This window comes from Flavobacterium potami (genome assembly GCF_020026915.1).
Lineage (GTDB): Bacteria > Bacteroidota > Bacteroidia > Flavobacteriales > Flavobacteriaceae > Flavobacterium > Flavobacterium potami.
Map to the genome: position 1 here is coordinate 131,318 of NZ_JAINUY010000005.1, position 13,670 is coordinate 144,987.

The 13,670-nt window shown below is 34.3% G+C and carries 11 protein-coding genes; 5 read left to right on the top strand and 6 right to left on the bottom strand.

All coding sequences use genetic code 11. The features are described from left to right. The first annotated feature begins 145 nt into the window (after positions 1 to 145). Together K6T82_RS15460 and K6T82_RS15465 are read left to right on the top strand one after the other, a co-directional pair. A complete protein-coding gene (locus K6T82_RS15460; RefSeq protein WP_223707333.1) occupies positions 146 to 1,468 on the top strand; it encodes a M16 family metallopeptidase in 1,323 nt (440 codons plus the stop codon). Between the two features lie 12 nt (positions 1,469 to 1,480). Beyond that, positions 1,481 to 3,529 carry a M16 family metallopeptidase gene (locus K6T82_RS15465; protein WP_223707335.1) on the top strand — a complete coding sequence of 683 codons (2,049 nt, stop codon included), beginning with the start codon at positions 1,481 to 1,483 and terminating at the stop codon, positions 3,527 to 3,529. Between the two features lie 256 nt (positions 3,530 to 3,785). Here K6T82_RS15465 and K6T82_RS15470 read toward each other — a convergent pair whose 3' ends face one another. Next, positions 3,786 to 4,652 carry a DMT family transporter gene (locus K6T82_RS15470; RefSeq protein ID WP_223707337.1) on the bottom strand — a complete coding sequence of 289 codons (867 nt, stop codon included), beginning with the start codon at positions 4,650 to 4,652 and terminating at the stop codon, positions 3,786 to 3,788. 101 nt (positions 4,653 to 4,753) lie between these two features. Here K6T82_RS15470 and K6T82_RS15475 point away from each other — a divergent pair, with 101 nt between their 5' ends. Then, positions 4,754 to 5,131: a heavy-metal-associated domain-containing protein gene (locus K6T82_RS15475; protein WP_223707339.1), complete on the top strand. Its 378-nt coding sequence runs from the start codon at positions 4,754 to 4,756 to the stop codon at positions 5,129 to 5,131. 54 nt (positions 5,132 to 5,185) lie between these two features. On the opposite strand, the gene gldD is transcribed toward K6T82_RS15475, so the two are convergent. From gldD to mutY, 4 genes are read right to left on the bottom strand one after another with little or no spacing between them, the layout of a single operon-like run. Next, positions 5,186 to 5,746, bottom strand: coding sequence for a gliding motility lipoprotein GldD (gene gldD, locus K6T82_RS15480; RefSeq protein WP_223707342.1), 561 nt, complete (start codon positions 5,744 to 5,746; stop codon positions 5,186 to 5,188). Between the two features lies 1 nt (position 5,747). Next, complete coding sequence (locus K6T82_RS15485) at positions 5,748 to 7,043, bottom strand: gliding motility-associated protein GldE (RefSeq protein WP_223707344.1); 1,296 nt, start codon at positions 7,041 to 7,043, stop codon at positions 5,748 to 5,750. A gap of 24 nt (positions 7,044 to 7,067) precedes the next feature. Beyond that, positions 7,068 to 7,508 carry a single-stranded DNA-binding protein gene (locus tag K6T82_RS15490; protein WP_223707914.1) on the bottom strand — a complete coding sequence of 147 codons (441 nt, stop codon included), beginning with the start codon at positions 7,506 to 7,508 and terminating at the stop codon, positions 7,068 to 7,070. Positions 7,509 to 7,544: 36 nt separating this feature from the next. Then, positions 7,545 to 8,591, bottom strand: coding sequence for an A/G-specific adenine glycosylase (gene mutY, locus K6T82_RS15495; protein WP_223707346.1), 1,047 nt, complete (start codon positions 8,589 to 8,591; stop codon positions 7,545 to 7,547). 141 nt (positions 8,592 to 8,732) lie between these two features. On the opposite strand from mutY, the gene K6T82_RS15500 reads away from it, so the two are divergent. Together K6T82_RS15500 and K6T82_RS15505 are read left to right on the top strand one after the other, a co-directional pair. After that, the gene (locus tag K6T82_RS15500) at positions 8,733 to 9,023 is read left to right on the top strand and encodes an HU family DNA-binding protein (RefSeq protein WP_007805026.1); all 291 of its coding nucleotides are present in this window, start codon (positions 8,733 to 8,735) and stop codon (positions 9,021 to 9,023) included. A 379-nt stretch (positions 9,024 to 9,402) separates the two neighbouring features. Beyond that, the gene (locus tag K6T82_RS15505) at positions 9,403 to 10,947 is read left to right on the top strand and encodes an Rne/Rng family ribonuclease (RefSeq protein ID WP_223707348.1); all 1,545 of its coding nucleotides are present in this window, start codon (positions 9,403 to 9,405) and stop codon (positions 10,945 to 10,947) included. Positions 10,948 to 11,087: 140 nt separating this feature from the next. On the opposite strand, the gene pbpC is transcribed toward K6T82_RS15505, so the two are convergent. After that, complete coding sequence (pbpC, locus tag K6T82_RS15510; protein ID WP_223707350.1) at positions 11,088 to 13,463, bottom strand: penicillin-binding protein 1C; 2,376 nt, start codon at positions 13,461 to 13,463, stop codon at positions 11,088 to 11,090. Between the last annotated feature and the right edge of the window lie 207 nt (positions 13,464 to 13,670).

Here is a 13,670-nt window from a genome sequence, read left to right on the forward strand (position 1 = left end):
ACTTTATTTGAAGTAAAATATTGTTAAAATATCTGCATTTTAAAAACAAAAAGGCAATACATAATTAAAAAAAACTATTTTTGATGTAACTAAAATCAACTCTGGTCTACCTACTCTTGTTTGATATATAAATTTATTAATCTTTATGAAAAAATCAATAATGATGTTTAGTGCTGCATTAATGCTTGGCGGAGTAGCTCATGCTCAAAAAGTAGCTTTTGAAGAATATAACTTAGACAATGGTTTGCATGTCATTTTGCACAATGATCCTTCTGCTCCTGTTGTCATTACATCGGTAATGTATCATGTCGGATCAAAAGACGAGCGCCCTGACAGAACTGGATTTGCACACTTTTTTGAGCATTTATTATTTGAAGGAACTCAAAATATCAAACGTGGCGAATGGATGAAGATCGTAACTGCTAACGGAGGAGTTAACAATGCCAATACTTCTGATGACAGAACCTACTATTACGAAGTCTTTCCTTCTAATAGTTTAGAACTAGGCTTATGGATGGAATCTGAAAGATTAATGCATCCTATTATTAATAAGATTGGTGTCGACACGCAAAATGAAGTTGTAAAAGAAGAAAAAAGAATGCGTTACGACAATCAGCCGTATGGAAATATTCTTCCAGAGGTTAAGAAGAATATGTTCAAAAACCATCCTTATCGCTGGACAACAATTGGTTCTATGAAAGATTTGGATGCAGCAACTTTAGAAGAGTTTCAGGCTTTCAATAAAAAATTCTACACTCCAAACAATGCCGTTTTGGTTGTCGCAGGAGATTTCGAAAAAGCAAAAACAAAAGAATGGATTCAGAAATACTTTGGTCCAATTCCAAGGGGCGAAGAAGTTAAAAAACAGACTTTCGTCGAAGATCCTATTACACAACCAATTAAAGCAACTTATGAAGATCCGAACATTCAGATTCCGATGGTTGTGGCTTCGTACAGAACACCGTCTATGAAAACCAGAGACGCCAGAGTTTTAGATTTGATTTCTTCTTATTTAAGTGACGGAAAAAGTTCTAAACTCTACAAGAAAATTGTAGATGACAAAAAAATGGCATTACAAATTGGCGCAGTGGGATTTAGTCAAGAAGATTATGGAATGTATATTCTTTACGGTTTGCCAATGGCTCCAAATACAACTGCAGATATCTTAAAGGAAATGGATGAAGAAATTGTAAAAATTCAGACAGATCTAATTTCTGAAAAAGATTATGAAAAATTACAAAACAAATTCGATAATAATTACGTGAACGCAAATTCAAGCGTAGAAGGAATTGCTGAAAATCTTGCTTCTTATTATTTACTTTACGGCGATGTCAATTTAATTAATACCGAAATCGACATTTACCACTCTATTACAAGAGAAGAAATTAGAGAAGTTGCCAAAAAATATCTGAATCCAAATCAGCGCTTAATTTTAGATTACATTCCGACGCCTAAATCTCAAAACTAAGAATATCGAATCATGAAAAAAATATATACTTTTTTAATCCTTTTACTCGTAACTGGAATTATGCAAGCACAAGACCGTCCACAACCCAAACCAGGAAATGCCCCAGTAGTCAACATCAAAAAACCGCAGACCTTTGTCTTATCAAACGGAATGAAAGTTTTAGTTGTTGAAAATCATAAATTGCCCCGAGTGAGTTTCACCCTTACTTTGGATAATGCACCATTTACTGAAGGCAACAAAAAAGGTGTTGACGAATTAACAAGCAGCTTAATCGGAAACGGAACTAAAAAAACAACCAAAGAAGCTTTTAATGAAGAAATTGATTTCTACGGAGCCAATATCAACTTTACTTCACAAGGGGCTTACGCTAGTTCATTATCAAAATACTCAGGACGTGTTTTAGAGCTTTTAGCAGAAGGCGCTTTACAACCCAATTTTACTCAAACAGAATTTGACAAGGAAAAAGCTAAACTTTTAGAAGGTCTTAAAGCTGACGAAAAAAGCGTTCCAGCAATTTCTAACCGAGTGGTTGATGTTTTGGCTTTCGGAAAAAACCATCCAACTGGAGAATATCTTTCTGAAGAAACTGTAAAAAATGTTACACTAGAAGATGTTCAAAATAACTATAAAACGTATTTCGTTCCAGAAAATGCTTATTTAGTGGTTATTGGTGATGTAAAATTTAAAGAAGTAAAATCGGCTGTAGAAAAATTATTCAGCGGATGGAAAAAACAAGCTGCTCCTAAAAACACTTATCCGGATCCAACAAACGTTTCAAATTTACAAATTGATTTTGTAGATGTACCGAATGCAGTTCAGTCTGAAATCTCATTGGTCAATACTGTTAATTTAAAAATGAGCGATCCTGATTTTTTTCCTGCTGTAATTGCAAATCAAATTTTAGGTGGAGATTTCAATAGTTATTTAAATATGAATCTTCGTGAGCAGCACGCTTGGACTTACGGCGCAAATTCTAGCATTGGAAGTGGAAAATATGTTACTAAATTCAAAGCTTCTTCAGCAGTTAGAAATACGGTTACAGACAGCGCTGTTGTTCAATTCATTAAAGAAATCAAAAGAATTCGCACTGAAAGAGTTGACCCTGAAGTTTTACGAAATGTAAAAGCCGGTTATATCGGACGATTTGTGATGCAGGTTGAAAAACCTCAGGCTGTTGCACGTTATGCTTTGAATATTGAAACAGAAAAACTTCCTGCGGATTTCTACGAAAAATACATCCAAACTATTAATAATGTCACCGCAGACGACATTTACCGTGTTGCCAACAAATATTTCTTATTGGATAATATCCGAATTGTAATTGTCGGAAAAGGTACTGATGTTATCGCTGGCCTAGAAAAATTACAAATCCCGATATCTTATTTTGACAAATTTGGAAATCCGGTTGAAAAACCCTCAACTAAAAAAGAAGCTCCAAAAGATATTACAGCCAAAACCGTTTTCGAAAATTACATCAAAGCAATTGGTGGAGAAAAAGCAGTTACAGCGGTAAAAACGCTTTACATGAATGGTTCTACAACTATTCCACAAGCTCCTACCCCATTGACTTTTACATCAAAATTAGATTCAAAAGGAAAAATGATGGTTTCGCTTGCTATGGGAACCATGACTTTAATGAAACAAGTTGTGAATGAAAAAGGTGCTTATGTAGAACAACAAGGCCAAAGAAAAAATCTTGAAGGTGCAGATTTAGCAGAAATGAAAGCCAACGCCGCTCCTTTTGAAGAATTACAGCTTGTAAAAAGAACTGATTTAAAAGTAGAAGGAATCGAACCAATCAACGGAAGCGATGCTTATGTGATTAAAGATGGCAAAACGAAATACTTTTACGACATCAAATCAGGCTTGAAAACAGCAGAATCTAAAGTTCGCGAACAAGGCGGAAAATCAGTAGAGCAAATCACTAATTTCAACGATTATAAAGATGTAAAAGGCGTTAAAGTACCTTTCAATTTAATTCAGAATGTTGGTTTCGAATTAGACATTAAAATGTCTGACATCAAAATAAACGAAGGAGTTTCTGAAAAGGATTTTCTTTAATACTTGAGGAACTAAGATTCTAAGTCACTAAGGTTCTGAGTTTTTTTTCTCATAGGCTTTGTCAAAGTTTGAAACTTTGACAAAGCTTTTTTTTATTTATCCTATTTGTCAGACTGAGCCCTTCGTTCCTCAGGACAAACTCCGTCGAAGCTCTTTGTGCTCTTCGACTTCGCTCAGAGTGACAGACTAAACTTCAGTAGATTTTACAAATAACTTCCACTCATAATTCATAACTCATAATTCACAACTCCTAAAATCATTTCTTGGCCGACAAATAAACACCAATCAAAATAATAAATGCCCCAACAGATTGAACTGGAGTCAGCATTTCATTATCCAACAATCCCCAGAAAAAAGCAACTATCGGAATTAAATAGGTTACTGATGTTGCAAATACCGGAGATGACATTTGAATCAATTTAAAGAAAACAACATTTGCAATTCCAGTTCCTAAAACACCCAAAATCATTACAAACATTATAGAGTGTTGCGTTTCTACAAAATGTATTTTTTGACTAATATCTGTCGTACTTAAAATAATTAAGGCAGGCAAAAACAAAACAGCAAAATTGCCAGTTGTAATACTTAACGAATTTAAATCGTGTAAATACTTTTTAATCAAATTGACATTAATCGCATAACTAAGTGTCGCAATCACAACCAACAAAACATAAATATAATTTTGACTTCCAGAAGCAGAATCTCCACTTAAGACCAAAAGCAAACAGCCGATCAAACCAACAAAAACACCAAAAACCTGTCTTTTTTGAAATTGGATTCCAAAAGCCAAAATTCCTAAAACCAAAGTATTTAAAGGTGTAAGCGAATTTAAAATTGCTACAATCGAACTATCAACCTGGGTTTCGGCAATAGCAAAAAGATAAGCCGGTATGAAAGTTCCAAAAAAGGATGTTATAGCAACAAATTTCCATTGATGACGGGATATTTTTCTCAAACTTCTAAAGCCAACAATCAATAAAAACAAGGCAGCAAAAATAATTCGGAATGATCCAACCTGAATTGCCGTTAGACCAATTAATCCTTTTTTAATCAGAATAAAAGAACTCCCCCAAATAAGAGAAAGGATTGCTAAATAAATCCACTTTAACTGTTTTGTTTCCATAAATCGTACTTTACTGCAAATTTGTAATTATTTTGCGAACTGACCGCTCTCTTTTTATTAATTTTGCAGGAAAGTAATTCGCAATTTAAAATTCAGATATAATGAAAATTTCAAAAATCTTAATCGCTGCAACAATCGCTGGATTAGTGTTTGTTGGGTGCAAAAAAGAAGAAGATAAAAGTCTTCAAGTTGTAAATGCAGAAAAAAGCGCACCGAAAGAACACAAACCAATCGCAGCAGAAAACCTTCAAACTGCAAGCTTTCAAATAGAAGGAATGACTTGTGCCATGGGTTGTGCTAAAACAATCGAAGAAGAATTAGCAAATCTTGATGGGGTTGACAAAGCAACAGTTGATTTTGATAAAAAAACTGCAACAGTAAGTTTTGACAAAACAATCCAAAATCCAGAATCTTTAACAAAAGTAGTTCAAGAAACTGGAGACGGAAAAACATATAAAGTTTCGAATTTTAAGTCTTAAACTAGAAACTATTACATAAGAAAAGGATCCAAATTGGATCCTTTTTCATTTTCTTTATTTCCATTTCAATGTTTCCATTATACGTTGCATATCATTCTTAACATAACTCGCAGCAGGCATAATCGAATCAAAATTTGGTTTTGCATAAAAATATACCGAACCAATTAGAAAGTGTTTTGTACTGTCTGTAACGTAAAATTGAGAGTTTGTAGCTGCGTTTCCATCCACTTGGTAAAACATTCCGTAAACCTTTTTTTGTGGGTTTAAATAAGGCTGTTCTAAAATATCATCTGCCTTAATAACATGTTCGTAAGTCAGTTTTTGAGCATCACGCAACAACTTATCAATATTATTATTCACGGGTTTATATGTCAAATAAATGGTTGCTTTCATCTTTGGGTAGGTAATTGCAAAACCACATTCTTTCTCGCCTTTAATAATTGCATCTTCATTCATTTCAAAAGCAAAAGGGCAGCTGTTCTCAAAATTTACATATTTTGCTTCCGGGTAATCTAATCGCAGATAACTTGCCGGTTTTGGTAAGACATCATTTTTACAGCTTATCACTGTTAACGCAAGCAAAATTGCAGTTATTGAAAATATTCTATTTAACATTTTAATTTATAGTTACTTTTATTTGTTTTACACGCTTTTTGTCTACTGTTTCTACTGTAAACACACAGTTTTCAAAAGGTACTTTTTGGTCTTTTTTCGGAAAATTGCCTAAAATTTCCAGAATAAATCCCGCCAACGTTTCTGCTTCTCCTTTATGAGCCTCAAAAGCATCTTCATCAACATCTACAATTCTGTAGAAATCTTTTAGGTTTATTTTCCCTTCAAAAAGGAAATTATTTTCATCTATTTGCGAGAAGTTTAGATTTTCATCATCAAACTCATCGCTAATATCTCCAACTATTTCTTCAATAACGTCTTCTAAAGAAACCAATCCTGATGTTCCTCCATATTCATCAACAACAATTGCCAAATGACTTTTCAAACTCTGAAAATCCTTCAACAAATTATCTAATTTCTTATTTTCAGGAACAAAAAAAGCTTCTCTTATCAAAGACGCCCAATCAAATTCTTCTTTATCTATATGAGGTAATAAATCTTTCACAAAAAGGACCCCTTCAATCTGATCGATATTATCGCGATAAACTGGAATTCTAGAAAAACCTGTTTCAATTATCTTGGGATAGATTTCTGCAAATGTTTCTGTTATTTCTAATGCAAAAATATCAATTCTAGGACTCATTACCTGTTTTGTATCGGTATTTCCAAAAGAAACAATTCCTTCCAGAATTTTTTGCTCTTCTGTGGAAGTTCCTTCAGAATCGGTCATCTCTAAAGCCTGAGAAAGCTGATTTATTGAAAAATTATGCTTCTGTTTTCCTAATTTATTTTGCAAATATATAGTAAGCGCACGCATTGGCAAACTCAAAGGAGAAAGCAATTTATCTAAAAAAGCTATCGGATATGCAACTCGTTTAGCAAATCGGATACTATTTCTACTCGCATATACCTTAGGAAGTACTTCTCCAAATAACAAGATCAAAAAGGTTACTAAAACAACCTCAAGTGTAAATTTAATAGCTGGAGAACTTACATTAGAAAAAACATTTCCACCTATGTAAGCAAACAAAATAACAACCCCTATGTTGAAAAAATTATTGGCAACCAGCAAAGTAGCCAAAAGTTTTTTAGGCCTGTCTAATAAATTGGAAATAATTTTTCCTTTTGCAAGGTTATCGTTTAGAGTATCATCAATATCTTTTTGAGATAGAGAGAAAAGTGCAACTTCGGCGCCTGAGACTATTGCGGAAAGAAATAACAAAATAAAGATTGCGACGAAACCAATAATTAAATTAGCGTCAAGATTTGTAGTAAAAAGTAAACTGGGCTCCGGGTCCAAATTGCATAAAATTAGTTAAACATCTTAGAAAGGCAGATCGTTAATCGGAAGCCCTTCATTTGGTGCATCAAAGTTAGTGTTTTTTACTGACTCTGTATCTTGATTTTGTCTGGTATGTGCAGTTTCTTTTTTGGTTGTCAGGAAAGTAAACTCTGTAACCTGAATTTCTGTAGTATATTTCGTGGTACCATCTTCTGCTTGCCATTGACGAGATTTTATTCTGCCTTCAATGTATATTTTATCTCCTTTAGAAAGATATTTTTCGCAGATTTCTGCTGCTTTATTACGAACAACCAAATTATGCCACTCAGTCGAAGTTATTTTTTCGTTCGTTGTTTTATTGATATAAACTTCATTAGTAGCCAACTGAAACCGTCCGATACAGTTCCCTCCATCAAAATAATGCATCTTTACATCATCTCCTAAATGGCCAATAAGCATCACTTTATTTAATGTTCCGTTCATAGTTTTTGGTGGTATTTCTCCCAAAGATACATTTTTTTAGCAATTTATTTCCTGCTTTTCTATAAAATTATAAATCACAATTGGAAAAGGAAAAGTTTTTAATTTTTCTGCATCAATCCCGTTTTCTAATGTCTCTTTTATTTTAATTTTCCAAAACTGTATATGAAGATGCTGATGGGAAAGTTTATGAACAACTGTCGATTTAGCATAATCTTCTATACCTATAATAGTATAGGACGAGAAATTTTCTTCTTTTGCTTTTTTAGAAACCACATCAAAATCAACTATTTCTTGTGTTTCTAAAAGCGGGAACTCATATAAATTATGCCAAATACCTTTTTCAGTTCTTTTCTGGATTAAGGTATTACCCAAAACATCTTCCAAGATCAAATAATTAAAGTAACGATTAGTCACTTTTATTTTTTTAGATTTTACTGGAAGCATATTTACTTTTCCTTTTTGTAAAGCGGCACAGCTTTCATTAAAATCACAAATAGAACAATCCGGACTTTTAGGCGCACATTGCAATGCGCCAAACTCCATTATTGCCTGATTAAAGATGGCTGGATTGTCTTTTGGCATCAATTCTTGTGCGAGAGCGGCAAATTCTTTTTTTGTTGCTGGAAGTGCAATATCTGATTCAATATCAAAGTAACGCGCCAGAACTCGAAAAACATTTCCATCTACAACCGGAACCGCTTCATTATAAGAAAAAGAAGCAATTGCTGCAGCCGTATATTCTCCAACTCCTTTCAATTTCAAAAGCTCTTTATACGAATCTGGAAAAACTCCATTTAAATCATCACTTATATATTGAGCCGTTTTGTGAAGGTTTCTTGCTCGGGAATAATACCCTAATCCCTGCCAAAGTTTTAAAACTTTCTCTTCTGAAGCATCTGCCAAATGTTTTACAGTAGGAAATTCCTTGGTAAAAGAGAAAAAATAAGGCATTCCTTGTGCAACTCTTGTTTGTTGAAGCATAATTTCTGAGAGCCAAATTTGGTACGGATCGACCGTTTTTCTCCATGGTAAATCACGCTTGTTTCGTAAATACCATTTTATCAATATGTTATGAAAATCCATTGCAAAATACTTAGATTGCAAAAGTAAATGTTTATGTAATTAAAATTTAACGAATTAGCTTGATTAATTATTTTTTTAATTCCTATATTTGCAAACTCAAAAAAAATAGTACACCATTTATAAAATAAAATAGGAAAGAAAATGACGAAAGCAGATATCGTAGCGAAAATTTCAGAGAAATTAGGTCTTGAAAAAGGAGACGTTCAAGCAACAGTTGAAACTTTTATGGAAGAAGTTAAAACTTCTTTAGAAACTGGAGACAATGTATACCTAAGAGGTTTTGGTAGTTTTATCGTAAAAACTAGAGCTGAAAAAACTGGAAGAAACATTTCTAAGAACACGACAATTAAAATTCCAGCACACAACATTCCTGCGTTTAAACCTGCAAAAGTTTTTGTAGAAGGAGTTAAAACAAACAACGAAGCAAAATAATATTAATTAACATAAATCAGACACGATATGCCAAGTGGTAAAAAAAGAAAGAGACATAAGGTAGCGACTCACAAACGTAAAAAAAGAGCGAGAGCTAACCGTCACAAAAAGAAAAAGTAGTTTTAAACTACTTTTTTCTTTTTAAACGTTCATTGAAATTGGAGTTTGATAGTCTCAGTCACAGTTTAAAGTTCGCAGCCTAAAACTGCTTACTGCCACTGAAAACTGACAACTGACTCCTCCGGGTTAATACCTGTTAAAAATATTGTTTAATCCATCCTTGTAGAAGTTGATGGTTTTTGGTTTTTGGTTTTTGGCTCTTTTGCCAACAACTATCAACAAACAACCGACAACCAATTCACGGATAAAAATTTACAGTGTGAATAAAGAATTAATCATTAGATCTAGTTCTGAAGCCGTAGATTTTGCCTTATTAAAAGATGGAAAACTAATTGAATTACACAAAGAACAAGAAACAAGCAACTTTCAGGTTGGTGATATTTTTATTGCCAAAATCAGAAAACCAGTTGCTGGACTTAATGCTGCTTTTGTAAATGTAGGCTTCGAAAAAGATGCTTTTTTACATTATCACGATTTAGGTCCGAACTTAGCTTCCCAACTGAAATTCATAAAACTTGTAAGCGCAGGTAAAATAAAAGATTTCTCCCTAAAAACCTTTCAGTTTGAAAAAGAGATTGACAAAGATGGCATCATTACTGATATTTTAAGTGCCAATCAATCTGTCTTAGTCCAAGTTGTAAAAGAACCGATATCGACCAAAGGCCCAAGAATAAGCGCTGAGCTTTCATTGGCAGGAAGATTTATCGTTCTGGTTCCGTTTTCTGACCGTGTTTCTATTTCACAAAAAATAGAAGACAAGAAAGAAAAAGACCGCTTAAAAAAACTTGTTCTATCGATCAAACCTAAAGGATTTGGTGTTATTGTTCGTACAGTAGCCGAAGGCAAAAATACAGCCGAATTAGAAAAAGATTTGCAGAACCTGCTTGGCAGATGGACTGCAATGTGTAAAAAATTACCAACTGCTCATCATCCATCAAAAGTATTAGGAGAGCTTAACAGAGCTTCTTCGATATTAAGAGATGTATTCAATGATACCTTCAGCGGTATTCAAATAGATGATGAAGAGTTGTATCATCAAACGAAGGATTATCTGCAAGAAATTGCACCTTCAAAACAATCGATTGTTAAGTTTTATCAATCAAATGACACCCCCATTTTCGAGAAATACAATATAGAGAGACAAATCAAAACTTCTTTTGGCCGAACTGTTTCCATGAGTAAAGGTGCGTATCTTATCATAGAACATACTGAAGCGCTGCACGTTATAGACGTAAACAGCGGAAACCGTTCTAACAAAGCAACCAACCAGGAAGATACAGCCATGGAAGTGAATATGATTGCCGCAGCAGAAATCGCAAGACAACTTCGTCTGCGTGATATGGGCGGAATTATCGTAGTTGATTTTATCGATATGTCTAATCCAGAAAACAGGAAAGTTTTGTTCGACTTCTTGCGAGAAGAAATGAGCGACGATAAAGCAAAGCATAAAATATTACCGCCGAGTAAATTTGGTTTGGTCCAAATTACAAGACAGCGCGTAAGACCAGAAGTGAATATCAAAACCAGAGAGGAAGATCCAAATAAAGTTAATGGTGAAATTGAAGCACCAATACTAATAATTGATAAGATCACCGCTGATTTAGAAAGACTTTTAAAAACCCACAATAAGGTTGTGCTAAACACACATCCGTTTGTGGCTGCATACCTCAGTAAAGGTTTTCCATCATTACGTTCAAAATGGTTTTTTGAACATAAGAAATGGGTGAAAATCATACCTCGTGACGCTTACACGTACTTAGAATATCATTTCTACGACAATAAAGGAAATGTTATTTCAGAATAAAAACAAAACCGCCTTTCGAAAGATTGGCGGTTTTTTTGTGGCTTTTTTTAAGTTTTTCCGCCACGACTCGAGCGATAGCGAACAGGCGAAGCAATTCACGAATTTGTTTTGCAATAATTCGTGAATTCTTGGCGGAAAATCTATTCTCTTACAATTTCAATTTTTCTTCTGATTTCATTTCCAGAAGCATCAACAACGGTAATATAATGTATTCCTGTTGTTGGTGTAATTGGCAATTCATGAAAAGTTTTAGTTGTGGATTTGTAAACATTATCCACATACCAGAACAATTCTTTGTCTCTTTCAGAATAAGCCACTTTTAAAATTACTGGTTGCACATTGCTATTAAAATCTTTTGTCAAATAGATTTTACTGTTTGCTTTTGGATAAATAAAATCCATTGTTGTGGTTTGTGTTCCTTCACAGCCTTCTTTAAATGGAGGCAAAGGCAAATATTCTATGTGCTGGCTTTTGTAATACCAAGCCATAACCGGAGGCAGTACAAACCAGTTTTTCGTTATAATATTATCTACATTTTCACAACTGCTGTTGACCTGAAATTGTTCTGTTTTATCTAAATGAATGGTTTTATGATACGGACAAACTTTGGTCGATTTTCCTTTTTTAGGAACCCATTGTTTGATTTTCGGACAATTATCTTTTGCCAAATAACCACTTAATCGACAAACCTCAACTTCGGCTAAATCATTGTACGGCGTATCAAACCATCGTTGTCTTGGCAGTAAATTAAAAACATCAAACAAAATTGGCGCGGCGCTGGTAACTCCTGTTAAAGTTGGTCTTCCCTCGCCTGTTGCATTTCCCACCCAAACTCCGACCACATATCTCGAATTTGTTCCAATCGCCCAAGCATCTCTATTTCCGAAACTCGTTCCTGTTTTCCATGCAATTTTAAGCGAACTATCGTAAAATTTCCAAGCTTCGTCTCCTTCTGGTCTGTTGACTTCTTCCATTGCATTGTAAGTCAGCCAAATTGATCCCGCACCTAAAATATTCTTCTGATTGGTTTCTGAACCAAAATCGGGTTTGAAATCGTTTTTATAATTGAGTTCTGTAAATTCGTTGGTTCTATATTGCCCTTTATTTTTAGTGTAATAATTAACCGTAGACGAAAGATTTGCATATGTTCGGCACAAATCCCACAAATTACTTTCAGCACCCCCTAAAATCAAAGACAATCCGTAATGATCGGGTGTTTTATTGATATTTCTTAATTTGAATTTCTGCAATTCTTCATAAAATTTATTTACGCTAAAATCCTGAAGCATTAAAACGGCAGGAATATTTAGTGAACGCGACAATGCTCGATGTGCAGGAACTGCTCCATCAAAAGTGAGATTAAAGTTTTGCGGTGTATAACCCGAAATTTGTGTTGGAATATCTGCAATTAAAGTGTTGGGCAATAATTCGCCATCATCAAGCATAGCGCCATATAAAAGCGGTTTCAAGATACTTCCCGTACTTCTTGGTGCATCGATAATATCTACGTCTTTTTGATGGTCTGCATCGGCTGGAGAATTCCCAACATAACTCATTACATTTCTGCTCTGAACATCAATTACTAAAATGGCCAGATTGTGAACTTCATTTTGTTTATATTGATTGTAATAATATCTCGCAATTTGATTGACTCTGTTTTGAAGCGCGTAATCAATTGTAGTTTTGACTCTTGTTCCTTCTTCGTTTTTAGCCACTCTCTGCAATAAATGCGGCGCGATTTGAGGCAGATCATACGGTTTTTGAGGTAATGGTTCTTCTATTGAAAGTTCGTACGTCTGTTTGTCGATTATGCCTTCCTGATGGAGTTTTAATAAAAGTCGGTTTCGTTTGTTCAAGAGTTTTATTTGATTTTTTCCTGGATAAATTAAACTCGGTGCATTAGGCAAAACAGCCAAAACAGCATTTTCTGCCCACGACAATTGATTGGACTGAACGCCAAAATAACGCCACGAAGCCATTTCTAATCCCACAACATTTCCCCCAAATGGTGCGTGTGCTGCATACATTTCGAGGATTTCATTTTTAGAATAACCCAATTCTAATCTTGTAGCGAGAATAATTTCTATTATTTTTTCGAAATAGGTTCTGTTTTTTCCTTTTCGGGATAGTCGAATAACTTGTTGTGTCAGCGTACTTCCTCCTCTGACTACTTTTCCAGCTTTTTTATTTTGTTTGAAGGCATTGATCATTGCTCCTGGATTGAAACCGGGATGTTTATAAAAGTATTCGTCTTCAAAATAAACAATGCATTTCTTGAACTTATCTGGAACGCTGTCTTGTGCTGGAAAACGCCATTGTCCGTCTCTAGCAATTTTAGCGCCAAGCAATTCTCCTTCTTTGCTTTCTATTACGGTTGAATAAGGTTCTTTGAATAAAGTTCGTGGTATCGAAAAATAGTAAATCAGCAAGAGCAGAAATGCAATTGCTGATTTTATCTTATTCTTTTTAATCCAGTTTATAATGCGCTGAAAAAACGCTTTTAATTTATTTTTCAATGCTTGTTTTTTTTAACCGCAAAGGCGCTAAGTAATGCGCAATCCCGATAGCTATCGGGACGCAAAGTTTTTTCTCTCGCAGATTGCGCAGATTTTACAGATTTATTTTATCTGCTTGATCTGCAAAATCTGCGGGAGACTTTTTAATCTTATTTTTTTAGCCACAGATTACACAGGTTAGCACAGATTTAAAAAAATCCTTTTAAT

What these genes read in the sequence shown, in the direction of transcription:
- K6T82_RS15460 (WP_223707333.1), top strand. Translation starts at nt 146, where the DNA reads ATGAAAAAATCAATAATGATGTTTAGTGCTGCATTAATGCTTGGCGGA.
- K6T82_RS15465 (WP_223707335.1), top strand. Translation starts at nt 1,481, where the DNA reads ATGAAAAAAATATATACTTTTTTAATCCTTTTACTCGTAACTGGAATT.
- K6T82_RS15470 (WP_223707337.1), bottom strand. Translation starts at nt 4,652, where the DNA reads ATGGAAACAAAACAGTTAAAGTGGATTTATTTAGCAATCCTTTCTCTT.
- K6T82_RS15475 (WP_223707339.1), top strand. Translation starts at nt 4,754, where the DNA reads ATGAAAATTTCAAAAATCTTAATCGCTGCAACAATCGCTGGATTAGTG.
- gldD (WP_223707342.1), bottom strand. Translation starts at nt 5,746, where the DNA reads ATGTTAAATAGAATATTTTCAATAACTGCAATTTTGCTTGCGTTAACA.
- K6T82_RS15490 (WP_223707914.1), bottom strand. Translation starts at nt 7,508, where the DNA reads ATGAACGGAACATTAAATAAAGTGATGCTTATTGGCCATTTAGGAGAT.
- mutY (WP_223707346.1), bottom strand. Translation starts at nt 8,591, where the DNA reads ATGGATTTTCATAACATATTGATAAAATGGTATTTACGAAACAAGCGT.
- K6T82_RS15500 (WP_007805026.1), top strand. Translation starts at nt 8,733, where the DNA reads ATGACGAAAGCAGATATCGTAGCGAAAATTTCAGAGAAATTAGGTCTT.